The 24,759-nt window shown below is 64.3% G+C and carries 20 protein-coding genes; 10 read left to right on the top strand and 10 right to left on the bottom strand.

Translation table 11 applies throughout. The features are described from left to right. Positions 1-13: 13 nt before the first annotated feature. The 4 genes from ACDK93_RS09135 to ACDK93_RS09150 form a co-directional block, all read right to left on the bottom strand. Complete coding sequence (locus ACDK93_RS09135; RefSeq protein WP_458072259.1) at positions 14-835, bottom strand: heavy metal-binding domain-containing protein; 822 nt, start codon at positions 833-835, stop codon at positions 14-16. Further along, positions 832-1,797: a heavy metal-binding domain-containing protein gene (locus tag ACDK93_RS09140; RefSeq protein ID WP_458072260.1), complete on the bottom strand. Its 966-nt coding sequence runs from the start codon at positions 1,795-1,797 to the stop codon at positions 832-834. The genes ACDK93_RS09135 and ACDK93_RS09140 overlap by 4 nt, the downstream gene beginning before the upstream one ends. A gap of 52 nt (positions 1,798-1,849) precedes the next feature. Beyond that, complete coding sequence (locus tag ACDK93_RS09145) at positions 1,850-2,236, bottom strand: hypothetical protein (RefSeq protein WP_458072261.1); 387 nt, start codon at positions 2,234-2,236, stop codon at positions 1,850-1,852. A 317-nt stretch (positions 2,237-2,553) separates the two neighbouring features. After that, a complete protein-coding gene (locus tag ACDK93_RS09150) occupies positions 2,554-4,005 on the bottom strand; it encodes a phospholipase D-like domain-containing protein (RefSeq protein ID WP_458072262.1) in 1,452 nt (483 codons plus the stop codon). 116 nt (positions 4,006-4,121) lie between these two features. Between ACDK93_RS09150 and ACDK93_RS09155 the strand changes: the two genes are divergently transcribed. Continuing rightward, positions 4,122-6,074, top strand: a complete 1,953-nt coding sequence (locus tag ACDK93_RS09155) for an acetyl-CoA hydrolase/transferase C-terminal domain-containing protein (protein ID WP_458072263.1) — start codon at positions 4,122-4,124, stop codon at positions 6,072-6,074. Between the two features lie 16 nt (positions 6,075-6,090). Here the strand turns inward: ACDK93_RS09155 and ACDK93_RS09160 are convergent, their stop codons facing one another. Next, complete coding sequence (locus ACDK93_RS09160) at positions 6,091-7,296, bottom strand: sensor histidine kinase (protein ID WP_458072264.1); 1,206 nt, start codon at positions 7,294-7,296, stop codon at positions 6,091-6,093. A 156-nt stretch (positions 7,297-7,452) separates the two neighbouring features. On the opposite strand from ACDK93_RS09160, the gene ispG reads away from it, so the two are divergent. Then, the gene (gene ispG, locus ACDK93_RS09165; protein WP_458072265.1) at positions 7,453-8,712 is read left to right on the top strand and encodes a flavodoxin-dependent (E)-4-hydroxy-3-methylbut-2-enyl-diphosphate synthase; all 1,260 of its coding nucleotides are present in this window, start codon (positions 7,453-7,455) and stop codon (positions 8,710-8,712) included. Between the two features lie 73 nt (positions 8,713-8,785). Beyond that, complete coding sequence (locus tag ACDK93_RS09170; protein ID WP_458072266.1) at positions 8,786-9,616, top strand: aldo/keto reductase; 831 nt, start codon at positions 8,786-8,788, stop codon at positions 9,614-9,616. 7 nt (positions 9,617-9,623) lie between these two features. Here ACDK93_RS09170 and aat read toward each other — a convergent pair whose 3' ends face one another. The 3 genes from aat to trxB all read right to left on the bottom strand — a co-directional run bounded on the left by aat (position 9,624) and on the right by trxB (position 12,507). Further along, positions 9,624-10,337, bottom strand: a complete 714-nt coding sequence (aat, locus tag ACDK93_RS09175; protein WP_458072267.1) for a leucyl/phenylalanyl-tRNA--protein transferase — start codon at positions 10,335-10,337, stop codon at positions 9,624-9,626. Continuing rightward, a complete protein-coding gene (locus tag ACDK93_RS09180; protein ID WP_458072268.1) occupies positions 10,334-11,467 on the bottom strand; it encodes a GNAT family N-acetyltransferase in 1,134 nt (377 codons plus the stop codon). Before ACDK93_RS09180 ends, aat begins: the two co-directional genes overlap by 4 nt. Positions 11,468-11,541: 74 nt before the next feature. Further along, on the bottom strand, positions 11,542-12,507 hold the full coding sequence (trxB, locus tag ACDK93_RS09185) for a thioredoxin-disulfide reductase (RefSeq protein ID WP_458072269.1): 966 nt from the start codon (positions 12,505-12,507) through the stop codon (positions 11,542-11,544). Positions 12,508-12,737: 230 nt separating this feature from the next. Here trxB and ald point away from each other — a divergent pair, with 230 nt between their 5' ends. The 3 genes from ald (at position 12,738) to ACDK93_RS09200 (ending at position 17,243) form a co-directional block, all read left to right on the top strand. Further along, complete coding sequence (gene ald / locus ACDK93_RS09190) at positions 12,738-13,802, top strand: alanine dehydrogenase (protein WP_458072270.1); 1,065 nt, start codon at positions 12,738-12,740, stop codon at positions 13,800-13,802. A 122-nt stretch (positions 13,803-13,924) separates the two neighbouring features. Continuing rightward, positions 13,925-16,156, top strand: a complete 2,232-nt coding sequence (locus ACDK93_RS09195; protein ID WP_458072410.1) for a DNA translocase FtsK — start codon at positions 13,925-13,927, stop codon at positions 16,154-16,156. A 22-nt stretch (positions 16,157-16,178) separates the two neighbouring features. Beyond that, positions 16,179-17,243, top strand: a complete 1,065-nt coding sequence (locus tag ACDK93_RS09200) for a hypothetical protein (protein ID WP_458072271.1) — start codon at positions 16,179-16,181, stop codon at positions 17,241-17,243. A 39-nt stretch (positions 17,244-17,282) separates the two neighbouring features. On the opposite strand, the gene ACDK93_RS09205 is transcribed toward ACDK93_RS09200, so the two are convergent. After that, complete coding sequence (locus tag ACDK93_RS09205; RefSeq protein ID WP_458072272.1) at positions 17,283-18,311, bottom strand: oxidoreductase; 1,029 nt, start codon at positions 18,309-18,311, stop codon at positions 17,283-17,285. Positions 18,312-18,348: 37 nt separating this feature from the next. Continuing rightward, positions 18,349-18,939: a histidine phosphatase family protein gene (locus ACDK93_RS09210; RefSeq protein ID WP_458072273.1), complete on the bottom strand. Its 591-nt coding sequence runs from the start codon at positions 18,937-18,939 to the stop codon at positions 18,349-18,351. Positions 18,940-19,165: 226 nt separating this feature from the next. Here ACDK93_RS09210 and lolA point away from each other — a divergent pair, with 226 nt between their 5' ends. The 4 genes from lolA (at position 19,166) to ACDK93_RS09230 (ending at position 24,747) form a co-directional block, all read left to right on the top strand. After that, a complete protein-coding gene (gene lolA / locus ACDK93_RS09215) occupies positions 19,166-19,834 on the top strand; it encodes an outer membrane lipoprotein chaperone LolA (RefSeq protein ID WP_458072274.1) in 669 nt (222 codons plus the stop codon). A 27-nt stretch (positions 19,835-19,861) separates the two neighbouring features. Continuing rightward, positions 19,862-20,530, top strand: coding sequence for a YoaK family protein (locus tag ACDK93_RS09220; RefSeq protein WP_458072275.1), 669 nt, complete (start codon positions 19,862-19,864; stop codon positions 20,528-20,530). Between the two features lie 127 nt (positions 20,531-20,657). Next, on the top strand, positions 20,658-23,369 hold the full coding sequence (locus tag ACDK93_RS09225) for a DUF2339 domain-containing protein (RefSeq protein WP_458072276.1): 2,712 nt from the start codon (positions 20,658-20,660) through the stop codon (positions 23,367-23,369). Next, positions 23,359-24,747 carry a DUF3999 family protein gene (locus tag ACDK93_RS09230; RefSeq protein ID WP_458072277.1) on the top strand — a complete coding sequence of 463 codons (1,389 nt, stop codon included), beginning with the start codon at positions 23,359-23,361 and terminating at the stop codon, positions 24,745-24,747. The genes ACDK93_RS09225 and ACDK93_RS09230 overlap by 11 nt, the downstream gene beginning before the upstream one ends. Positions 24,748-24,759 lie beyond the last annotated feature (12 nt).

Genomic DNA, 24,759 nt, shown 5'->3' on the forward strand with positions numbered 1-24,759 from the left:
GATGTGACGGGCGTTAACTGTTGACGGACAGAACCAGTTGTGGGTCAGGGATGGTCGATGCATCCAGCTCTTTCGAAATGGGCACGACGGCGGTACCAACGGCAAAAAATTCGATGATGTGCGGCTGCCAGTTGTGCGAGCCCTCGTGCAGGTCGACTCCCACCACGCCTTCGGCTTCCGCCTCTATGGCTTCGTGCTGCATCCGCTCCATGGCGATCTCACGGGCGTCGTACAACGCTTGCGAAAAATTGGTCAGCTCCACATTGTTGCCGGCGTTGCCGAGCGTCTTGAACATGCTCTGGTGGGCTACGTGATACACGCACGATCCCATCACCATTTCCAGCGGGCGGTAGCCTGCCTGAAGCAAGGTCCAGAAATCCTGGCCGGAAAGATCCGAGGTGAACGGCTGGCCCTTGGGTCCCTTGAATCCGCCATGGCCCTTCGCGTGCACGACACCGGTGCCGATGGCCATGAACTCGAGCACATCACTGTCCCACTCCAGCCGCTTCACCGTGAGATCGACGCCAACAATGCCGTCGGCGCCCATGCTCTTGGCCTCCTCGCGCATGCGCGTCATGGCAAGTTCGCGTGCCTCATACATCGCTTGCGACAGCACATCCATTTCCTGATTTTTGCTCCAGCGTCCGTACTGTATGCCCAGATGGTAGATGCAGGTGCCAACGCAAAGCCCGACCGGCTCGAAGCCCGCCTTGCGCACCAGCAGGAACTCATTGACCGAGAAATCGGAGGTAAAGATGCCGCCCGAATGCCCCTCGCTGCGCAATCCCTTGAGTCGCTCCAGCGCGTGCTGCGGAATGGAATTGATGTCGGTCATATCGAGCCTTCTTCCTCATTGGTGGCGTAGACGTTGTGTCCGTTCGGTGCTGCATTGAGCAGCGGCGATTCGCCGCCGCACATATCGACCACAGGTCGGATCGCGTGATGGAAGGAATCCATGCTTTTACAATCAACCACGGTGCCGACCACAATATGGCGCCCGAGATAGCTGCGGTTCTGTTCATCGCCTGCTTCGACCAGTTGCCCGAAATGCGTGTGCGCAAGAATGCCGTTGCCCATTGATCGGGCGCTATTGCGCAGATCCTGCATCGCTCGGCGTCGCACGCTTTCCCAAAAGTGCCCCAGTTGCGTCAGCGGCTGGTTATACCAACTCGCCTGGCCGGCTAGGCTGCGGTTCCACGAGTTCAACCACTCGTAGTGCGCGCCGATGGCGATGCCGGCAGGAACGATGTCGGCCTCCAGCAGACGCACGAATTCAAGCGCATCGACGGTAGCCACGATGGGATTGGGACTGGGCGGCAGATCCTTGATACGCACCGCGGTGCCGATGACGGTAAAATCCATGCTCGCTTCGAACTCCATGCTGATCTTTCGCATGCGTACGTCGACGATGGCATTGGCTCCGGCCGCGGCGGCTTCCATCTGCATGCGCTTGATCGCCGTCTGCCATCCGGCGGCGTGTCCCTTGGTCCAGGAAAAACCGTAGTGATACCAACACGTGCCCGAGACCATCGCAATCGGCTGCATGCCATGGCTGCGAGCTGTCAGGAGCTCGACCGGCGTCATGGTGGCAAGCCATGGCGTTTTGCCAGTGGCGGCGGCGGTTAGGCGATCCTTGACGAATGGCGGCAACTGCTTTTTCTGCAGCGCTTCTTCCCATTGCGCCAGGCGCTCCGCATCGCTGAGTCCAGCGTCGTGCTGTGTCCTTCCATCACTTCCGGAAAGCGCAGAATCGTGGCGGTTATCGCGCTGACTTTTGAACCGATCAAACCAGGACATCCAGATCTCCGATGAAGCCTATTGTGAATTTTTATGAGCTTTGCTGTCGAGATCAGGACATCAGAAAGTCATGCAGCACGTTTTGTGCGGAGCCGCTGTGATTGGCGAGTGCTTCTACGTCTATGCCAAGCGACTGAAGCCAAGCCGGAACTTCCATCGGCTCGTTCTTCAACGTAACGCCGCGCACGACCTTGCTTCGTTCGGCCGAAAGACGGCCGGCCTGGAAGCTCAGCGCATAGCGATGATTCACCGTTTCGATGGAAACGTTCACAACGTGGCTCTGTTTCGAAAACAGGCCATCCTTTTTTCGCTGCACTACGGTGTGCGAGGGAAGGGCGCTTTCCATACGCACGGCAAAGGCTTCCATGAAGGCGCGAAGATCGCTTTCGGACCGGCGAAAGCCCGCTGCGCTCAAATCAAAATCGTTGGGGCCGCTCAAAGCGATATCTTCCTTGGATCACAGTTGCAAAACCGGCTCAGAACCTCGGCCGTGCAAAGCCCGGAAACGTTCCAGTCTCGTTGGAGGGCTTGGCGAATGTGGGAATCCTAGACCAGCCGATAACCGTTTCGCACGCTAAAAATTTAAGCGAAAGAAGTTGCGTCTTTTGTGTTTTGGCCGACTGTCCAAATTGTTGTATCTGCAACTGATTATCTGAGAATGCCCAACTTGGCGTGCGCCAAGGCGAAATTTATCGCGATAACGACGTTCATTGGCGAATGAAGCAAATAGTTATGCATGCTTCGGCCCGACTGGAGTCAATTAATTTGAGGTCGGCGACGCGCATGCACACGCCAGCTTCGAACCCCTAGATTGAGAGCGAACCAGCCGGCCAACACAGCAAACGGCCACGCGATCACGGCAGGCCAAATCATGGCCACGATGCCCAACACCACCAGCACGGCGGTTCCGGTCAGCATCGGACCGATCGAGGCATCGCCGAGCACGCGGCGATTGGTCAGCACGGCGCCGACGCTGTTGGCGATACGCAGAGCACCGACGGCGGCGCGGCTGGAGCTGCCGCCGCCGCGGCGCACGCGCGGCGGTCGCTCTTCGCTGCTGCGCACTTTTTCGGAGGTGCGGTTGCGGCGCTGGCGGGGCACCAGCACGATTTCGGTGGCGTTTTCCAGATCGCGCTCGTATTGCGCGGCGAGCTGGCCGGCGAAGGTCTCATCCTCCACTGCCACGTCGATTTCGTGGTTGCTGAGCCAGCTGGCGATATTGAGGTTGGACGACCCTACGCGCGCCCACTGGCCGTCGGCCACGGCGGTTTTGGCGTGCAGCATCGAGCCGTTCCACTCGAATACGCGGATGCCGGCCTTCAGCAGGGGCCGGTAGCCGGCGCGCGACATGCCGGCTACCACCGGGATATCGCTGCTGCCGGGCACCAGCAGGCGCACGTCGACGCCGTCGCGCGCCGCGGAAACCAGCGCCTGCACGTAGGGCGACACGCCGACGAAATATGCGTCGGTGAGCCACAGGGTCTTGGTCGCCATGGCGGCAATCAGCTGATCGAGCCGGTACATGCTGGCGCTGGCCGGTTGCGTGGCGATGATGCGCACATCGGTGGAGCCTACCGGATCGATCGGATCGGCAACGGCGGCAAATTCCGGCAGCGCAGGGCTGACCACGCCGCTCCAGCTCTGCTGAAACGCCGCCTCGATTTCCGCCACCGCAGGGCCGCGTATGGCCACGCCGGTATCGCGCCACGGCGGCACGTTGCGCGAGGCATCGCCCAGCCACTTCGCGCTGATGCACACGCCGGAAACAAAGCCCTGCACGCCGTCCACCACCAGCAGCTTGCGATGATCGCGGCTGAGCCAGCCGAACGATTCGCCCAGCTGCGGCGGGTTGAACAAGTGCACATGCCCGCCGGCCGCTCGCAGCGGTGCCCAGAACGAACGACGCGACTGGCCCAGGCAGCCGGCCCAGTCGGTGATGACGGCGACCATCACGCCGGCTTTCGCTCGCTCGGTCAGCGCGTCGCGAAATTCGCGGCCGACCTCGTCGTCGCGGATGATGTAGTTCTCCAGCAGCACGCGCCGGGTCGCGCCATGGATCGCCTTGAGCCATGCCTTGTAGTGCGCAGCGCCGTCGATCAGCAGTTCGACCGCGTTGCCGGTGATCAGCGGCGCGCCGGCGGCACGGCTGAGCGCCTGCTGCGCCAGCAGGCGGTGTGTCGGTGAGGAGAGAAGTGGTTTGACGGTCATGCAACGAGTCTAGGCCATGCTTCGTCAACGGCGTGCGTCCGACGCCGGCTGCATTGGACAAGAGTCGCGTTTGCTGGCGTGGCTTAATCATCGACGCGTCTGGCATGATTTGGTCCATGCCGATCGAGCACCGTTATGCCGACCCCGAGGCGTGCGCCAAGCACGTGACTGATCGCGTCGGCGCCGATCTGCGCGTGGCCGCGCCGCTTGGTCTGGGCAAACCGCATGGCTTGCTCAACGCTTTATACAAGCGCACCGCCGACGACAGGTCGCGTTCGATGCGGCTGTTTACGGCGCTGTCGCTGACGCGGCCGCAGCCGAAGCCGGGGCTGGAGGCGCGTTTTTTGAAGCCGTTTCTGGAGCGCCACTTCGGCGCCGATCAGGTCGACCCGCAGTACGCGCTGGACCAGGCGCGCGACGCGCTGCCGTCGAATATCGAGGTGCATGAGTTCTACATGCAGTCCGGCGCGCTGCTGCATTCGGGTTCGGCGCAGCGGCAGTACATCAGCCAGAACTACACCCACGTGGCGCGTGACCTCGCGCTGCAGGACATCAACCTGATCGTGCAGCTGGTGGCGCGGCGCGAGGGCACGGATGGCGTGCACTACAGCCTGTCGTGCAACCCCGATCTCACGCTCGACCTGTTGCGCCAGATCGAGGCCACCGGCAAGCCGCGGCCGCTGTGCGTGGCGGTGGTGCATCCCGACTTGCCGTACATGAGCGGCACGGCCCAGGTGGCGGAAGATTTTTTCGACGTCGAGCTGCGGCCGGCATCGTCGCCCAAGCTGTTCGCGCTGCCGCGCCTGCCGGTCGATACGGCCGAATACGCGCTCGGCCTGCATGCCAGCGCGCTGGTGAAAGACGGCGGCTGTCTGCAGATCGGCATCGGCGCGCTGTCCGATGCGCTGGTGAAGGGTCTGCTGCTGCGCCAGCAGGAAAACGAACGGTGGCAGCGCGCGCTGGCGGCGCTCGATACCACCGGTCATACGCGGGCGATGGCCGAGCGCATCGGTGGTTTGACGCCGTTTGCGCAAGGCCTTTACGGCGCCAGCGAAATGGTGCTCGACGGATTTATGCATCTGCAGCGCGCCGGCGTGCTCAAGCGCCGCAGCTGGGACAATCTCGCGCTGGAGCGCGCTTCTGCGCAAGGTCGGCTTAACCCGGCAACGCCGGGCGGTCACTATCTGCGCGGCGCATTCTTTCTGGGCACGCGCGAGCTGTACGAGTGGCTTGCCGAAACCGAACGCGTCGATCCCGATGCGATCGACATGTGTCCGGTGTCCAACGTCAATCACCTGTACGGCGATCATCAGGCGCTGGCGAGCCTGCAGCGGCGCGGCGCGCGTTTCTTCAATACCTGCATGATGGCGACAGTGCTCGGTGCGGCGGTTTCGGAGACGCTGGACAACGGCAGCGTGGTCAGTGGCGTCGGTGGCCAGTACAACTTTGTGGCGATGGCGCACGAGCTGCGGGACGGCCGTTCCGCGCTCTTGCTGCGCGCCACTCGCCAAAGCCGCGCGGGCGTGGAAAGCAATATCCGCTGGAACTACGCGCAGGCGACGATTCCCCGGCATCTGCGCGATCTGTACATCACCGAATACGGCGTCGCCGACCTGCGCGGCAAGACCGATAGCGAATGCATCGCCGCGATGCTGTCGATCAGCGACGCGCGCTTTCTCGATGCGCTGTGCGCGCAGGCCAAAGCGCAGCGCAAGCTGCCGCTCGACTTTGCGATAGCTGACGCGTGGCGACGCAACACGCCGGAGCATTTGCGCCGGGCGCTGGCGCCGTTTCAGCGCGAAGGCCTGCTGCCGCGGTTTCCGTTCGGCAGCGATTTCACCGAGATCGAGCTGCGCCTGCTCGATGGTTTGAACTGGCTGAAATCATTGCAGGTCGGCTGGCGCGGTCGCTTGCAGCTGCTTCGCGCAATGTTGAATCCGGGCGCGGCCGTGTCCGATGAGCCGGCCGCGCTGGCGAGGATGCAGCTGAAAAATCCGCAGACCTTGGCCGAACGCGTGGAGCGACGGCTGTTGCTGGCGGCGCTGCGGCGGAAATCATCGCCTGGCTGATGGACCCCAACGCGGATCAAGCCCGCGGCATCTCCACCGAAAACCGGCTGCCGCGTCCCGGTGTCGATTCCACGCGCACCTGATGGCCGAGTGATTCAGCCGTGCTGCGCACGATCCACAGGCCCAGGCCCAGACCTTCGCTGCGCGGGTCGACCTGGTGAAAAGCGCCGAACATGTCGCCGGTTTGCCGATCGTCCATGCCCAGGCCGCTGTCGATGATGTCGACCACCGCGCGATCGCCGCGACGGCGGCAGCCGACCAGCACCGAGCCTTTTTCGGTGTACTTCACCGCGTTGCCCAGCAGGTTGCCGAGCAGGGTGGACAGCAGCGCCGGGTGGCTGCGCACACGCAGCCGCGTCGGCACATAGCGCAGGCGCAGGCCCTTGGCCAGCGCCGTCTCACGCCACTGATCGAGCAGCGGCTGCAGTACATCGGCCAGCGCAACGTCGGTTTCATCAGGCGCCACCAGCGCGCCTTCGGTACCGGCCATCGCCGCCAGCTGGGAGAATTCGCGATCGATGCGCGCCAGTGCTTCGGTGGCCACGTTCAGCGGCGCGCCCTGCTCGGGCGTGAGCGTGCGCTGCACTTTGCGGATGGCGTAGGCGGCAGTGCGCACCGGGGTTTTCAGATCGTGGCCGGCGATGGCCATCAGCTGGCGTCGGTAGTGGTTCGACTCCTGCGACTGCGCCAGCAGCTGGCGCAGTTCGATCTGCGCCATGGTCTGCCGAGCCAGCGCCTGCAGCGCCTCCGCTTGTTGGGCGCTGAGCGAGCGCGGCTGGCTGTCCAGCACGCAGACCGTGCCCAGCGGCACACCGTCGGCAGTGTGCAGCGGTGCACCGGCATAAAAGCGCAGGTTAGGATCGCTGGTAACCAGCGGGTTGTGCACGAACCGCGCGTCGGCCAGGGTGTCCGGCACGACGAACAGGCCGTCCTGCTGGATGGCGTGCGCGCAGATCGAACTGCCGATGGGCGTTTCGCTGACGCCGAGGCCCAGCTCACTCTTGAACCACTGACGGTCCTGGTCGACAAGGCTGACCAACGCCATGGGCGTGCCGCAGATCAGCGCCGCCAGCCGGGTAATGTCGTCAAAGGCTGCTTCGCGCGCCGTATCCAGAATCTGGTAACGGTGCAAGGTAGCCAGCCGATGGCGTTCGGCGAGCGGGGCAGGCGGGGCGGGGTAGTCCGCCGAGGGCGAGACGGCGGAGGGTTCAAGTGGGGTCATGGGCAACGGTGGCAGATAGGGAAGGTACCGGCTCACGAGCCGCATCATTTTGCGAAGCTTAAGCGACGGACATGCCCCTGTCTTGGTGCATGCGGAGCATCGGGTATCCTTGACAACTATCGCGCGATGTTGCGCCCGTGCTTGCCGGTTACCTCTATGAGCCACGAATCTCCGTACCAGCCCCTTCCGGCGGAATCCGCCCCACGCCGCCCCAGCGTCAGCGTGCAGATCGGCAAGATCATCGTCGGCGGCGGCGCGCCGATCGTGGTGCAGTCGATGACCAACACCGACACCGAAGACCCGATCAGCACGGCCAAGCAGATCGCCGAACTGGCCCGCGCCGGCTCCGAGCTGGTGCGCATCACGGTGAATACGCCTGCCGCCGCTGCGGCGGTACCACGCATTGCCGACCGGCTGGCGATGATGGGCGTGGACGTGCCGATCATCGGCGACTTCCATTACAACGGCCATCAGCTGCTGGAGAGCGAGCCGGCCTGCGCCGAGGTGCTGGCGAAGTACCGCATCAATCCCGGCAACGTCGGTTTTGGCAAGAAGAAGGACAACCAGTTCGCGGCGATCATCGAAAAAGCCATCCAGTATAAAAAGCCGGTGCGCATCGGCGCCAACTGGGGCTCGCTCGACCAGAGCATGGTCGCCACCCTGATGGACGAAAACGCCAGACGCGCCGAACCGTGGGATGCCTCGCACGTGGCGCGCGAGGCGCTGATCCGTTCCGCGCTGGATTCCGCCGCACGGGCCGAGGAACTCGGCCTGGCACGCGATCGCATCATCCTGTCGTGCAAGGTTTCCGGCGTGCAGGAGCTGATCGCGGTGTATCGCGACCTCGCCTTGCGATGCGATTACGCCCTGCATCTGGGCCTGACCGAGGCCGGTATGGGCTCCAAGGGCATCACCGCATCCAGCGCGGCGCTGGCCGTGCTGCTGCAGGAAGGTATCGGCGACACCATCCGCATCTCGCTCACGCCCGAGCCCGGCGGTGCGCGCACCGGCGAAGTGATCGTGGCGCAGGAGCTGCTGCAGACCATGGGCCTGCGCTCGTTCACGCCGCTCGTTACCGCATGCCCGGGCTGCGGCCGCACGACGAGCGAGTTTTTCCAGGAGCTGGCCAAGACCGTGCAGGAGCACGTGCGCGAGCAGATGCCGGTGTGGCGCATCAAGTACGACGGCGTGGAAAACCTCACGCTGGCGGTGATGGGCTGCATCGTCAACGGCCCGGGCGAATCCAAGCACGCGAATATCGGCATTTCGCTGCCCGGCAACGGCGAGTCGCCGGCCGCGCCCGTGTTTATCGACGGTGAGAAAGCGATGACCCTGCGCGGCGACAATATCGCCAGCGAGTTCGTCAGCATCTTGAACAACTACGTCGAAACCCATTACGCCTCGCGAACGGATTGATCACGCCGCTTTCAGGGGCGGATAGTGCAAGGTGGCTCCCTCGTTTTTCCGAATCCGATGGGAGCAATACCGCATGACCGACAAGCAACCCCTGTTGAAGCTCAACGACGGCATCTACGCGCCGCAGCTTGGCTTCGGCGTCTATCAAATCGATGATGCAAAAGCGACGGAGGCCGTTGGTACGGCCCTTAAAACCGGCTACCGCTCGATCGACACCGCGGCGTTCTACAAGAACGAGAAGGGCGTGGGTGAGGCGGTGCGCAACTCCGGCCTGTCGCGGAGCGATATCTTTGTCACCACCAAACTGTGGAATGGTGACCAGGGCTTCGACGCGGCGCTGAAAGCGTTCGATGCCAGCATGGACAAGCTCAAGCTCGACTACGTCGACCTGTATCTGATCCACTGGCCGTGCCCGGCCAAGGACCTGTACGTCGATACGTTCAAGGCGTTTATCCGCCTGCGCGACGAGGGCCGGATCAAGTCGATCGGCGTCTCCAACTTCCAGCCGAAGCATTTGGACAAATTGATCCAGGAAACCGGCGTGGTGCCGGCGGTCAATCAGATCGAGCTGCACCCGGATTTCGCCCAGGTGGACGTGGCCGGTTTCAACAAATCCAAAGGCATCGTCACCGAAGCCTGGAGCCCGCTGGGCCAGGGCGGCGAGCTGCTGAAAAACAAGATCATCCAGGACGTGGCCGATGCTCACGGCAAGACGGCGGCGCAGATCATCATCCGCTGGCACCTGCAGCTGGGCCATATGGTGATACCGAAATCGGAAACGCCCTCGCGCATCAAGGAGAATTTCGACGTGTTCGACTTCGAGCTGAGCGACGAGCAGATGAAGAAGATCAACGGTCTCGACGGCGGCAACCGGCTGGGTCCCGATCCCGACGAACTGAACTGAGCCGCGCTCAGTTCAGGAACGATGGCTTGGCATCGCGCCAGGGTCCGGAAGGAACGTCGATGGCAGTTAGCGCTGCAACCCGCGCGAGAAACGACTCGCGAGGCATTTCAACGGCGCCCATGCTGACCAGGTGCGGATTGGTTACCTGAGCATCCAGAAGTGGGTAGCCGCGCTCGGCCAGCAGGGCGCACAGCGCGATCAGTGCGGCTTTCGAGCCGCCGCTGACCGCGCTGAACATCGACTCGCCGCAAAACAGCTTGCCGACCGCGACGCCGTAAATGCCGCCGACCAGATGCTCGTCATCCCAAATTTCCACGCTGTGCGCGTCGCCACGATCATGCAGCGTTTGATAGGCCTGCATCATGTCCAGGCTGATCCATGTGCCGCGCTCTTTGGCCCGCGCGCCGGCGCAGCCACGAATCACCTGATCGAAAGCGTGATCGACAGTCACCGTCCAGCCGCAGCTTGCCAATGAACGCCGCGTGCGCCGGCTGACGTGCGGGGCGTCGGTGCGAAACACGCAGCGCGGGTCCGGCGACCACCAGAGAATCGGCTCGCCCTCGTTGAACCAGGGAAAGATGCCGTGGCGATAGGCGTTGAGCAGGCGCTCGGCCGATAGGTCGCCGCCGAAGGCGAGCAGCCCGTTCGGCTCATGCAACGCACGCCTTGGGTTGGGGAAGGGTTCAACGGCGCCGGCCTGAAGTCGCGGCAAAACAATCATGGTTGAACGGGCGTCGCAGCGTACGGCGAATGCTCCATCAGCTCCGCGTAATACGCCTCGCGCGAGCGCGCCTCGTGCACCAGCGCGTTGCGCACCGCGAGGTCGAAGCTCTCGTTCATCAGATAGTGGCGTGAGTGCGTTCGGGTCGGCAAAAAGCCGCGGGCCATCTTGTGCTCGCCCTGCGCGCCGGGCTCGAAGGTCTGCAGTTTGTTGGCGATGCAGAACTCGATGCCGAGGTAGTAGCACAGCTCGAAGTGCAGCCCCTGCACCTCAACCAGGCTGCCCCAGTAGCGGCCGTACAGCGTGCTGTTGCCGACCATGAATAGCGCCATCGCCACGATGCGGCCGTCCATGCGCGCGGTCGCGACCTGCACCCGATCGCCCAAGGTGCGGCCGAGATGTCGGAAAAACGGCAGCGTCATGGCCGCGTGGTTGCCCTTCATGTCGAACGTGGTTTCGTACAGCGCGTGCAGCTCGCGCCAGTCGCCGTCACTGAGCGTGCTGCCGGCTTCCATCGCGATCTGCAGACCCGACTCGCTGGCCTGACGCCGCTCCTGCCGAATATTTTTCCTTTTCTTGCCGGTGAGGCCGGCGAGAAACGCTTCGAAATGCCGGTAGCCGCGGTTGTGCCAGTGAAACTGCCAGTCGAAGCGCTGCAGCCAGCGTTCGTCAAACGCAGACAAATCGGCCTCGCGCAGAAAATTGACGTGCACCGACGACAGCCCGAGCCGCTCGGTTTCCGCGACCAGCGCGGCGACTAGCAGCTTTTTGGTTTCCTCGCTGCGCGCCAGCAGCCGCGGTCCGGGCACGGGCGAGTAGGGCGCGGCACACAGCAGCTTGGGGTAGTAGTCGCCGCCGGCGCGTTCGAAGGCGTTGGCCCAGGAAAAGTCGAACACGAACTCGCCGTGCGAGTTGCCCTTCAGATACGCCGGGGCGGCAGCGATCAATTGATCGCCCTCGACGATGACCAGATGATGCGCCTGCCAGCCGTAGTCGCGCCGCAGGCAGCCGTGTTCTTCCATGCCGCGCAAAAAGGCGTAGCTGACGAACGGGTTGCCGTCGTCGATCAGCACATCCCACTGCGCGGCATCGACGCTGGCCAGATTGTCGAGCACGCGAAGTTCGCTCATCGATCTACTCTACGACAGCGCTGATCAACGAAGCGTCCAGCGCGACGCCGCGACGCCGCGACGCATGAGCGAACTCAGCCGATCAGATTCTGCTGATCCAGCCAACGCTCGGCGTCCAGTGCGGCCATGCAGCCGAAGCCGGCCGAGGTGATGGCCTGGCGATAGACGTGGTCGGCCACGTCGCCGGCGGCGAACACGCCCGGTACCGAGGTCGATGTGGCCATGCCGTGCAGGCCGCTCTGAATCTTGATGTAGCCGTCGTGCATCTCGAGCTGGCCGTCAAAGATGCCGGTGTTCGGGGTATGCCCGATCGCGACGAAGAAGCCGGTGGCCTCGATCTCGCGGGTGGCGCCCGATTCGATGTCCTTCACGCGCACGCCGGTGACGCCGGAGTCGTCGCCCAGCACTTCATCGATGCCCGAATTCCAGACCAGCTCGATCTTGCCGGCAGCGGCTTTCTCGAACAGCTTGTCCTGCATGATCTTTTCCGCGCGCAGCTTGTCGCGGCGATGGATCAGATAAACCTTTTTCGCGATATTGGACAGGTACAGCGCTTCCTCGACGGCGGTGTTGCCGCCGCCGATCACCACCACGTCCTGATCGCGGAAAAAGAAGCCGTCGCAGGTGGCGCAGGCGGATACGCCGCGGCCCTTGAACTTCTCTTCCGAGGCAATGCCCAGATACTTGGCCGTGGCACCGGTGGTCACGATCAGCGCGTCGGCGGTGTAGGTGCCCGAATCGCCCTTGAGCACGAACGGGCGCTGCTGCAGATCCACCGAGTGGATGTGGTCGAAGATCATTTCGGTGTGGAAACGCTCGGCGTGCTCGGCCATGCGCTTCATCAGATCCGGGCCCTGCAGTCCTTCCACGTCGCCGGGCCAGTTGTCCACCTCGGTGGTGGTCATCAGCTGGCCGCCCTGCTGCAGGCCCGTGATCATGGTCGGCTTGAGGTTGGCGCGCGCGGCATACACCGCCGCGGTATAGCCGGCGGGGCCGGAGCCGAGGATCAGCAGGCGGCTGTGTTTGGTGGCGGTGCTCATGGGTATAATCCTTGGGTTTGCTGGACGCTTTGATCGCAGCTTGATAGTCGTTCGTGTCGCCCGCGTTTCCGTCCAAGAGACGGTTGGGGACGACAACTTTCCATCCGCAAGGATGGGGAACGCGGGCCCGCGATTCAAGCGCTGCGGCAATGGATATTCACCAATCCCGCCCCCAACCCCTTCGGCGCGTTCCCATAGCGCCTGCCATGACAACCACAGGACTGCCTCCCATGCGCATCGGTATCCCCTCCGAAACCAAGACCCTCGAAGGTCGTGTCGCCCTGGTGCCCGCCGCCGCCGCCGATCTGGTGCGCCGCGGCCACGAGGTATTCATCCAGGCCGGTGCCGGCCTGAAAAGCGGCTTTGCCGACGAGGCCTACAGCAGCGCCGGCATCAAGATCGTGGCCGACGCCGCGGCGCTCTACGAAGCCGGCGAGCTGATCGTCAAGGTGAAGGAGCCCGTCGCCGGTGATCTGGCTCTGCTGAAGAAGCATCACCTGCTGTTCTGCTACCTGCACCTGGCGGCCGAGCCCGCGCTGACCAAGAGCCTGCTCGATATCGGCCTGACCGGCATCGCGTTCGAGTCGGTGGACGAGAACGGCGTGCTGCCGCTGCTGCTGCCGATGTCGGTGATCGCCGGCCGTATCGCCACGCAGATCGGCACCACGCTGCTGCATCGTCCGCAGGGCGGCAAGGGCAAGCTGCTCGGCGGCATGGCGTCCACCCCGCGCGGCAAGGTCGTGGTGCTGGGCGCCGGTGCGGCCGGTGGCAACGCCGCCGCGCTGGCCGCCGCGGCCGGTGCCAACGTGGTGGTATTCGACAAGCGCCAGGATCGCCTCGCCGAAATGATGGCGATGGGCCCGAACGTCACCGCGCTGTACGCCTACGAGTCGTCCGTGGCCGAAGAAGTGCGCAATGCCGACATCGTCGTCGGCGCCGTGCTGATTCCCAGCGCCAAAGCGCCTCGCGTGGTCACCGAGGCGATGGTGAAGACGATGGAGGCGGGCAGCGTGCTGGTGGATATTTCGATCGATCAGGGCGGCTGCTTCGAAACTTCCAAGCCGACCACCTGGAAAGAGCCGACCTATGACGTGCACGGCGTGACGCATTTCTGCGTCACCAATATGCCGGGCGCGGTGCCGCAGACCTCGTCGGTGGCCATATCGGCGGCGATCCTGCCGTACGTGCAGCGTCTGGCGGCCGGCAACGAGTGGCGCGAGTTTGCGCCGCTGAGCGGCGGCATCAATATCGACGGCGGCAAGCTGGTGCATCCGGCATTGCAGGGTATGCTCTGAGCAAGTCCGCGAAAGGGAAGCCTTCCAAGGTGGCGCGCATTGCAACCGCAAAACAGCAACCCAGGGAAGGCCTCAGCGACGAGCTGAAGCGCCGGCTGCGTGAAGCCGGCGCTCTGCTGCTGATGCCGCTGGCGCTGTATCTGCTGGTCTGCCTGCTCAGCTACGACGCACGCGATCCGAGCTGGACCAATGCCAGCCAGATCAACATCGTGCAGAACTTCGGCGGCACGTTCGGCGCGCATATCGCCGACCTGCTGCGCTGGATCTTTGGCTACGTCGCCTACTGCTTTCCGCTGCTGCTGCTGTTGCTGGGCGTGCAGGTGCTGCGCCAGCGCGGCGAGCGGCGCGTGCAGGCGTGGGAGCCGTCGCTGCGGCTGATCGGCTCGGTCTTCTTTTTCATCACCGGCCCCGCGCTGCTGTATCTAAACTTTGGCGATGATCCCGTGCCGCCGCAGGGCGCCGGCGGCATCATCGGCCTGTGGGTCGGGCGTCCTCTTTCGCAGGCTTTGGACAAAGGTGCGCCGCTACTGCTGCTGGCGATGTTTCTGGTCGCCGTGACGCTGGCCACGGGCCTCTCGTGGTTCAAGCTGATGGACTGGACCGGCCAGACCGTGCTTCGGCTCGGCGGCTGGTTCAAGGGCAAGATGCGCGAGGCGCCGCAGGCGATGGCCGCGCGTCAGGCCCGCACCGAGCGCGACGTGGTGAAGAAGGCCGATGCGATCAAGCAGGCCAACCGCGAACCGGTGCGCATCGAGTCGCCGCCGGCGCCGGTGGTCAAGAGCGAGCGGGCCAAGCTGGAAACGCAGATTCCGCTGTTTGCCGGCGCGGCCACGCCGGGCGAACTGCCGCCGCTGTCGCTGCTGGACGAAGCGCCGCCGCAGGGGCCGGGCTACTCGGAAGAAACGCTCGAGGTGCTCTCGCGCCAGGTCGAGTTCAAGCTCAAGGACTTCAAGATCGAGGCCAAGGTCGTCGGCGCCTATCCGGGCCCGGTGATCACCCGCTTCGAGATGGAGCCGGCCGCCGGCGTGCGCGGTTCGCAGGTGTCCAGCCTTGACAAGGACATCGCCCGCGGCCTGTCGGTGGTCAGCGTGCGCGTGGTCGACGTGATTCCGGGCAAGAACGTCATTGGCCTGGAAATCCCCAATACCAACAAGCAGATCGTCTATCTGTCGGAGATTCTGCGCTCGGACAAGTACGACCAGCTGAAGTCGCCGCTGGCGCTGGCGCTGGGCAAGGACATCGGCGGCAAGCCGGTGGTGGTGGATCTGGCCAAGATGCCGCATCTGCTGGTGGCGGGCACTACCGGCTCGGGCAAATCGGTGGCGGTCAATGCGATGGTGCTGAGCCTGCTGTACAAGGCCAGCTCGAAAGACGTGCGCATGATCATGATCGACCCGAAGATGCTGGAGCTCTCGGTGTACGAGGGCATCCCGCATCTGCTGGCGCCGGTGGTCACCGACATGAAAGAGGCGGCCAACGCGCTGCGCTGGTGCGTCGCTGAAATGGAGCGCCGCTACAAGCTGATGGCCGCGGTCGGCGTGCGCAACCTCGGCGGTTTCAACAAGAAGGTGAAGGACGCCGAGAACGCCGGTCAGCCGCTGCTCGATCCGCTGTTCCGACCGAACCCCGAAATGCCCAATCTTGCGGCCGAGCAGCTGGAGCCGCTGCCGTACATCGTGATCATCATCGACGAATTCGCTGACATGATGATGATCGTCGGCAAGAAGGTCGAAGAATTGATCGCGCGACTGGCGCAGAAGGCGCGTGCCGCCGGCGTGCATCTGATACTCGCCACGCAGCGTCCGTCGGTCGACGTGATCACCGGCCTGATCAAGGCGAATATCCCTACGCGCATCGCCTTCCAGGTTTCCAGCAAGATCGACTCGCGCACGATTCTCGACCAGTCCGGCGCTGAAGCCCTGCTGGGTCACGGCGACATGCTTTACCTGCCGCCGGGCACGGCCACGCCCGAGCGCGTGCATGGCGCCTTCGTCGACGATCACGAGGTGCATCAGGTCGTCGCGTGGCTAAAATCGCAGGGCGCGCCGCAGTACATCGAGGGCGTGCTGGAAGAAGTGCAGGCCACCAGCGACGGCAAGTTCATCAACGACTCCGGCCTGCCGCAGGATGGCGAAGAAGGCGGCGGCGACGCTGAAACCGTGCTGTACGACAAAGCGGTCGCCATCGTCACGCAGACCCGCCGCGCGTCGATCTCCGGCGTGCAGCGTCACCTGCGCATCGGCTACAACCGCGCCGCCCGACTGGTCGAGCAGATGGAAGCCGACGGCGTCGTCAGCGCCCCCCAGCACAACGGCAACCGCGAAGTGCTGGCGCCGCCACCGCCGAAGAACTGATCCGATGCGGCAACCCATCAGCATGAGTCGCCGCGACTTGCTGCAAGCCAGATTGAGTTCGCTGGCTTTTGCTGCCGCGCTCTACGCGCTTGCTTGGTGGGTGCTGCAGCATGGCGCCAGCCTGTCGCCACGCCTGGCAAACTTTCCCCGCGGGCCTGTGTTGTTTGATTTTCTTCTGAGCGCGCCGGCGTTCAGCTGGTGGATGTTTCGGCGCGATCGAAAAAGAGCGTGGCGAAGTGCGGTCGGTGTCGCTGCACTGGGCCTCTTGGTCGCCAGGTATCTGATGCCGGCACTTTCATCGGAAGCGACCCATGAACTGTCGGTGTTGCGTGTGCTGCTGCTGTTCGGCGTGGCGGCAGCCGAATGTTTCCTGATCGTGCAGATGTTTCGTTACGCGGGGTCGGCGGTGCGCGTGAGCCAGCCGGATTACGCGCTACAGGAAGTGATCGCCCAGCGTTTTGGCACGGGTGCCTTCGGTCGAGCCGTCGGTTTCGAGGCGCGCATGTGGCTTCACGCGCTGATGCCTCGCCAAGGAACATGGCGTTACTGCGGCGATCAACATTTCAGCTATCACCTGAAGGATGCCTACGCGGCGAACCTGCAGGGATACCTCGTGCTGCTGCTGATTGGAATGCCGGCGCAGCATTTTCTGTTGCAGCTCTTCAGCCATCCGCTGGCCTGGATCACCGATGGGCTGACCGCTTACGGCTTGCTCTTTTTGTGGGCGCACTATCGGGCCTGCCAGGTTTGCCCGGTATCGATGGATGGCCAAAACCTGTATCTGCGCCACGGTCTGCGCGTGCATGAGCGCGTGATTGCGCTGCATTCGATTGTCGCGGTAGAGCGCGTCGCTGAGCCGGTGAACTACCGTGCTCGAGGACATCTGAATCTCGCCGGCGCGGGTCAGCCTAACGTGTGCCTTCGTTTGCAACATCGGGTGCAGGTCGAAGGCATGTATGGCGTAGTCCGACCGGTCGACACGATCTATCTAGGCATGGACCGTGCGTCCGCCTTCGTCACGGCGCTCGACGCGCTTCGCGCGGAATGTTGCTCCTCGAGCGAGTGCGCCAGCCGCATCGATCTCTGAACAGTCGTATGAGGGCGATGCCGCAGTCGCTGCAATCCGCTAAAGCGCGATCGTTCTTTCTTCGCTTGCACTTCGCTGCGCCAGTTCGATAACGCGCATAACGTCGAGCGCCTGGCGCGGCGGCACCGGCACGTCGCCTTCGCCCTCGATGGCGGCGGCCATGCCGCGATAGAAACTGGGATAGTCGCCGGCAGCGACTTCAATAGCTTCCTTTTCGTCGGCGCGGATGAGTATGGCCGTTGAGGTGCAGGTGCTGCTGCTCCAATCGTTGCTGTTCGGCGTTTTGCCGGCCTTGAGCGCAGCCTCCTGTCCATCAAGGCCGGTGATCACCAGGCTGCCCCGCGAGCCGTGCACGGTGAAGCGCGGCCCCGGCGCCGCGGCCAGCGTCGAGGCGTGCAGCACCACCCGGCGTCGGCCGTAGCGCAGCACCACATGAAAGTAATCGTCGATCTGCGCCTGCTCGCGCTGGATCGCGATGTCCGCGGTGATCGCCTCCGGCATTCCGAACAGCTGCAGCGCCTGATCGATCAGATGCGCGCCCAGGTCGACGAAGACGCCCGAGCCGGGCTTGGCCTGTTCTCGCCAGCCCTGTTTGATGACCGGACGAAAGCGGTCGAAGTGCGATTCGAAATAATTGATCGAACCGAGCACGTCGCGCTGGATCAGATCGGTGACGGTGAGGAAATCGCCATCCCACCGCCGGTTCTGAAATACGCTGAGTTTCAGGCCGCGCTTTTCCGATTCCGCGACCAGCGTTTCCGCTTCCGCCACTGTCACGGCAAATGGCTTGTCGATCACCACATGCTTGCCGGCCTGCAGCGCTGACAACGCAAGCGGGTAGTGGGTTTCGTTCGGCGTGGCGATGACGACGAGGTCGACCTCGGCGCTTTCGATCAGCGCCTCGGGCGAGGCATCGATTTGCACCTCGGGAAAGGCGCGGGCGATATCCTCGCGCCGGCTGCTGGCGACGCGCGCCAGCCGCAGGCGCGGCTCGACCGTGATCAGCGGCGCGTGGAACGTGGCGCCGGCGGCGCCGTAGCCGATCAGGCCGGTACGATTAGGTTGCATGCTAATGCCTAGTGGAAGATACAAAGAGGTTTCGCGCTCAGCTATGCAGGGCGTTCCACTGGGCAATAACGCGCTCGTCGCGCTCGAAGCCGAGCTTGCTGATCGACGCGGTGCCCAGCACCAGATGCGCACCGAGGCGGGCATCGTCGACCATCCAGCAGCCGGCCAGCACGCGCAGGATATGCGCATGGGCAAACAGGGCGATGCGCCCGTCGAGCGTCAGCAGATGGCCGATCAGGGACTCGGCACGCTGCTGGATCGCCGCCACATCCTCGCCTTCGGGCATCGGCGAATCCCAGACCGACCAGCCCGGCGTTTCCTGCCGGATATCCTGCGTCTTGCGGCCCTCGTAGATACCGTAGTTCCACTCCAGCAGGCGCGTTTCCAATTCCATCTGAGCGCCCAGGCCGGCCAGTCGGCACGTGTCCTGGGCGCGGGTCAGCGGGCTGCACAGCACGTGGTCGAACGGCTGTTTTGCGAGCACCGGCTCCAGCGCTTCGGCCTGGCGTCGGCCGTTTTCAGTGAGCGGGATATCGGTGCGGCCGGTGTGTTGCCCGGACAGGCTCCACTCGGTTTCGCCGTGGCGGATCAGCCAGATTTCAGGGTGTTTCGTGGTTTGGTCATTCATGGAGCAAGCTTGCCGATGCAGTGGGAAAGTGGGTGTGAATGGGCGGGTCGATCATGCGCTCGGGCGGTCAACCAGCCGATCGGCAAGCGCAAGACTTGCGGCTTGGGATGGTCAACAGGGCGCCGAAAGTATCGATACCGGGCCTACCGCCTTAGACTAGCTGCCATTAAGTCGACGATGCGCAAACTGCGCGTCGACCCGCCCACTTATCGTTGCAGGAAATTCCATGAAGCGCCTGACCCTTGTTCTATCCGCCGCCGCTCTCGCTTTGGGAGTGATGGGTGCGGCCCACGCGGAGCAGGCCGGCGCGGCGCGCGCGCGGCTGGACGCGTTTGCGCAGAACCTGCATTCGCTGACCGGGCAGTTCAACCAGTCGCTGACCGACATCAACGGCAAGTCGACCAAGACCAGCGCCGGCACCCTGGCGATGGAAGCGCCGCGCGAGTTTCGCTGGGACACGCTGACCCCGTACACGCAGACTATCGTCGCCGACGGCAGCCGGGTGTGGATCTACGACCCGGAGCTCGAGCAGGTCACCGTGCGCGTGCAGAGCAGCGAAGAGGCGCACAGCCCGCTGACCGTTCTCACCGACGTCAAGCAGATCGACAAGAATTTCAAGGTGAGCGAGCAGGGCGAACGCGACGGCCTGCAGTGGCTGCGGCTCACCTCGACCAGCAAGGACCCGCAGTTCGACTATGCCGACTTAGGCTTCGACGCCAACGGTCTGGCGCGCATGACGTTCCGCGATCAGCTCGGCTCCACCACCGACATCCGTTTCTCCGGATGGCAGCGCAATGCGGCCGTCCCCGCATCCACGTTCAACTTCGTGCCACCGAAGGGCACCGACGTAATCGGCGACGCGCCGGTGATCACCACGCAGCCGCTGAAAGACTGACGCGATGAGCGTCTATCGACCCTGCGCATGATTCGCCAGCTGCCGCGCTGGGCCTGGTTCGGTGGCAGTCTGCTGGCGTGTATTGCGGGGTCGATCAATACAGTGGGTTATCTGGGTTTTCGCCATGAGGCGATTTCCCATCTGACCGGCACCACCACCTTGCTCGGCATTGCGGTGGCTGGTTCCGACCTCGGCGATGGGTTGCACTGGTTGCTGGTGCTGCTGTCCTTTCTGCTTGGCGCGATGCTCAGCGGCTTTATCGTGCAGCACCATACCCTGCAGCTGGGCCGGCGATATGGCGTCGCGTTGCTGGTGGAATCGGGTTTGCTTCTTATCGCTGTGCCGCTGCTGCATGCGCGGATGGATATGGGCCTTTATGCCGCCTCCGCCGCGTGCGGTTTGCAGAATGCGATGGCCAGCACGTACTCCGGTACGGTGCTGCGCACGACGCATCTGTCGGGGACGTTTACCGATCTGGGCATCGCGCTGGGCCAGCTGCTGCGCGGTCTCAAGGCGGACATGCTGCGCCTGCGGCTGTGCCTGATGCTGATCGGCAGCTTTCTGGCGGGTAGTCTGCTTGGTGGGCTGGCCTACCGCTGGCTGCAGGAATACACCCTGCTGATTCCCGCCGCCCTGACCGGGCTCACCGGCCTCGGCTATCACGTGTATGTGAGCCGGCACCAACCTGAGTCTTAGCGAGCCCGGCGGGTGATGCACCTGCTTTGCAGGCATCGGCTTCCGTGACAGACTCGGCGCGCGTTGATTGACGCCCGGCGAAAGAGCGCGGGTGCAGGGGAATCGATACGTTATCCACGGAGCGGCCATGTATATCGTCTGGGCAGTCGCAGGTTTCCTACTTTTTGCGCTGATCGCCAACGGCAGCGCGGTATTCGCGTGCATGGCGCTCGGCGCGATGCTGGGTTTGCTGTGGGCGCGGCTGTCGCGCGTGAGCCGCGACCTTGAGAGCACGCGGCGGCAGCTCGACGAGCTGATCGCACATCGCGTTGCCGGGTCGCCGCCGCTCGCCTCGCCAAAAATCGTCGGTGCGCCGCCGCTGCCGGCGTCGCCCTCAAGCGACATCGATCGCGCTGATATTGCAGCGCTGGATAACGCGTTTCGTTCAGCGCCGGTTGCCGCAGGCCCCGCGCCTGCGTCAGCAACGACGCCCGCGCGCCCGCCTGTCGTGATGCCGCCATTCGAGCCCTCGGCGCCCGACTTTATCGAACGGACGGCGGCGCGCATCAGGGGCTGGTTCACTGAAGGCAATGTGCCGGTGAAGATCGGCATGCTGGTGCTTTTCGCCGGTGTGGCGGCGCTGTTGAAATACGCCTCCGACAACGGCCTGCTGCGCCTGCCGATTGGTCTGCGCGTGACGTTTGTCGCGCTGACTGCGATAGCCGCACTGGCCTTTGGCTGGCGTCAGCGTGACGTGCGTCGCGGGTTTGCGCTATCGCTGCAGGGCGGCGCGATCGGCGTGCTGCTGATCACCGTGTTTGCCTCGTTTCGCCTCTATGGCCTGCTGCCGCCGGTGGCCGCGTTCGGACTGCTGATCGTGCTGGTGGCGGGCATCGGCATGCTGGCGGTTTTGCAGGATGCGCTGGCGCTGGCCGTGCTCGGCCTGGTCGCCGGTTTTGCCGCGCCGATTCTGGTGTCGACCGGTAACGGCAGTCAGGTCGCGCTCTTCTCCTACTACGCGCTGTTGAATCTGGCGATTCTCGGCATCGCGTGGAAGCGATCGTGGCGGGTGCTGAATCTGCTTGGCTTTGTGGCGACCTTCGGCATCGGCACGGCGTGGGGCGTTCTGAAATACGAGCCCGCGCTGTTCGCGGGCACCGAGCCGTTTCTCATACTCAACTTCTTTTTCTATCTGGTGATTCCGCTGCTGTACCTGCTGCGCGCGCCGTCGGAGCGAAGCAGTCGCATCATCGACGGCTGCCTGCTGTTCGGCAACCCGCTGATCAGCCTGCTGCTGCAGGGTGCCTTGTTGCATTGGCAGGCGAAACCGTTGGCCATCTCGGCACTCGCAGCGGCGGTTATCTATCTGACCATAGCGTGGCGCATCCGCGATCGCGACGGACTTGGTGTGTTGCGCGATGCCTGGGCGGTGCTGGCCATTGCATTGGCGACGCTGGCGGTGCCGCTGGCCCTTAGCGCGAGTCTTACCAGCAGCGTGTTTGCGCTGGAAGGCGCGGGGCTGATCTGGCTGGGCCTGCGCCAGCAGCGCTGGCTGTCGCGCTGGGGTGGTATCGCGCTGCAGCTGTTTGCGGCTATCGCGCTGGTTATCAGTCTTCTGGACAGCACGTTGGCCGACTTTGCGCCCTGGACCGATCGCGATTTTATCGGCTTGCTGCTGCTGGCCGCGGGAGCATTTGCCAGCAGCGGTTTTTATGCGCGCCTTGGCAGTGGCGCTGTGCAGAAGCTTGCATCGATCCTGCTGTACGCCTATGGCCTTTGCTGCTGGCTGGGCGCCAACAGCGTCGAAATCCATCGCTATCTTTCGGGCCACGACGACGCGGCCGCCACGACGCTGCTGTTTGCGTTCACCGCCTGGATCGCCGCCGAGGTGGCGCGGCGAGTCACGCAACATGGGTTGGGCCGTGCCCTGGCGTTTACTTCGCCGCTGATGTTTCTGCTGATGCTGCCGCTGCAGTTTTTCTGGTGGCCACGCAACCTGCTGGCCGTGCTGGTCGGTGGGGCGATCGGCTGGCGCACGCTGCAGTGCCTGCGCGATCGGCCGCTGGAAGCAACGCTGGCACAGTGGCTATGGCTGTGGCGTTGGCTGCTGTTGGTGGTTTTTGCGGTGCACGTATGGCTGGCGCCGCGGCTGCAGTTGTCCGACAGCTGGGTGCTGCTGATAATCGTGGTGCCGATGACGGCGGTGCTCTGGTTGAGCCTGAGCAGGCCGCTGTGGATCGCGCAGCCGCTGCCGGAACACTGGGCGCGGTTGCGTGCACCGCTGCAGTATTCGTTGCTGCTTGGGCTAGGCTTTCTCTGGATCGGCGCGCTGTTCATGGATGGCAACGCGCTGCCGCTGCGCTACGTGCCCATCCTCAACCCAATCGACCTGATGCTGCTGCTCGTGCTTTTCTGCGCCGCGCGCTGGTCTGGCCAGGGCGCTACGTCGCAGGCGATCCGGCAGCAAAGGCCGATGGTGCTGGGTCTGCTTTTCATGGCGTTGGCCACCAGCGCCACGCTGCGCGCGGTGCATCAACTCGCTGGCGTGCCGTGGGACGATGCGCTTGGCCACTCCAGCCTGGCGCAGATGTCGCTCACCGTGGTGTGGAGCGCGCTTGGCCTGCTGGCCTGGGTCTGGGGCTCGCGCCGGGGCCAGCGCGGCGTGTGGCTGGCGGGCGCGGTGACCATGGCGGTGGTGCTGGCCAAGCTGCTGCTGATCGATCGCGGCCATCTGGGCAACCTGTTCGGTATCGGCTCGTTCATTGCGTATGGCGTGCTGTGCACCGTGATCGGTTATCTCGCACCGGCACCGCCGAAGCGCGTCGAGGCCGAGCCCGCGGAGGCCGCCGATGCGTCGTGAGATTTGGCCGATTCGGCGCGGCCTGCTCGCTGCCGTGCTGTTGCTGCTGTCCGGTTACGCCGCGGCGCTCAGCACTTCCGATTACGCCTATCGCTTCGCGCTGAACACCCACGGCGCCAGCGCGGCATGGCGGGTCGAGCTGACGCCGGCGGTGTATGCGGTTTCCAATCGCGCGGCCGACTTGCGCGACATCGTCGTGGTCAACGCGCAGGGGCGCGAGGTGCCGTTTGCACTGCTGCCCCCTGCGGTACTTCCATCGCATGCGTACACTCTGAGCACGCATCTGCTGCCGCTGCCCGCCGACAGCACAAACGTGGCGGGCAACGTGCGCGTGCAGCGCAGCGCCAACGGCGACATCGTGATCGGACAATCGACGGTGGGCGGCGCGACACGACCCAGCCAGTGGCTGCTCGATGCGCGCCGTTCGGTGAGTCTGGACAGCATCGAGATCGATCCGTCTGCATTCACGCAGGACTTGCGCATTCGACTCGCCGTGGATGCCAGCAACGATCTGCAGCAATGGCAAACGCGCAGCGAGGACAATGCCATTGTCAGCCTCAGGCGCGGCGGCGATGCGGTCGAGCAGCGCAAGATCCGCGTCGGCGGCGCGCCGGCGCGCTACTACCGGCTGCGCCTGATCGACGGCGACAGCCCGTGGGACAGCCAGCAGACGCCGGCGGTGCTGTTGAGCGGAAGCTTGGCCGATGCATCGGACGATCGCGCGAAGTCACGCCAGTGGCTGACCGTACCGTCGTCACCGGCTGCCGCTTCGGCAAGCGGTGCTACCGACTATGACTTTATTCTGCCGGCCGCCTTGCCGATCGACGCCGCGCGCGTCACTCTCGCCGATGCGAACACCGCCGCTCGCTTCGTTTTGCTCGATCACGACGGCAGCTACGACGTGCCGCTCACCACCATGCTTGCGGTGCAACTCGGCGGCAGCCAAGCGATTGACGGGGGCGCCGTATTCGACCCCGTGCGGGTGCAGCGACTTCGCCTGCATACCGATACGCCGTTGTCGCAGCCGCCGACACTCGCCGTGGGCTGGCACGCCGACGCGTTCGTTTTTCTGGCCGAGGGTGCAGCGCCATACAGCCTGCTGGTCGGCAGCCATGCGGCGCGGCGCGGCGTTTATCCGGTCGATGCGGCGCTGGCGCGCATGCGTCCGGCCGGCTCGGCCATGGACTGGCAGCCGCCGCTGGCGACGCTCGGCGCGCGCAGCGATGCCGGCGGTGCGGCCGCATTGCAGCCACCCGCGCCATCCTACGACTGGAGCAAGATGCTGCTGTGGCTGGTGCTGGTCGGCGGCGCGCTGCTCGTGGCGTGGATGGCGTTGAGCCTGCTTAAACAATCCAGGCGCGATAATGACCGATCCTGATCGACGTCTCCT

It is taken from the genome of Rhodanobacter sp. BL-MT-08 (assembly GCF_054161255.1).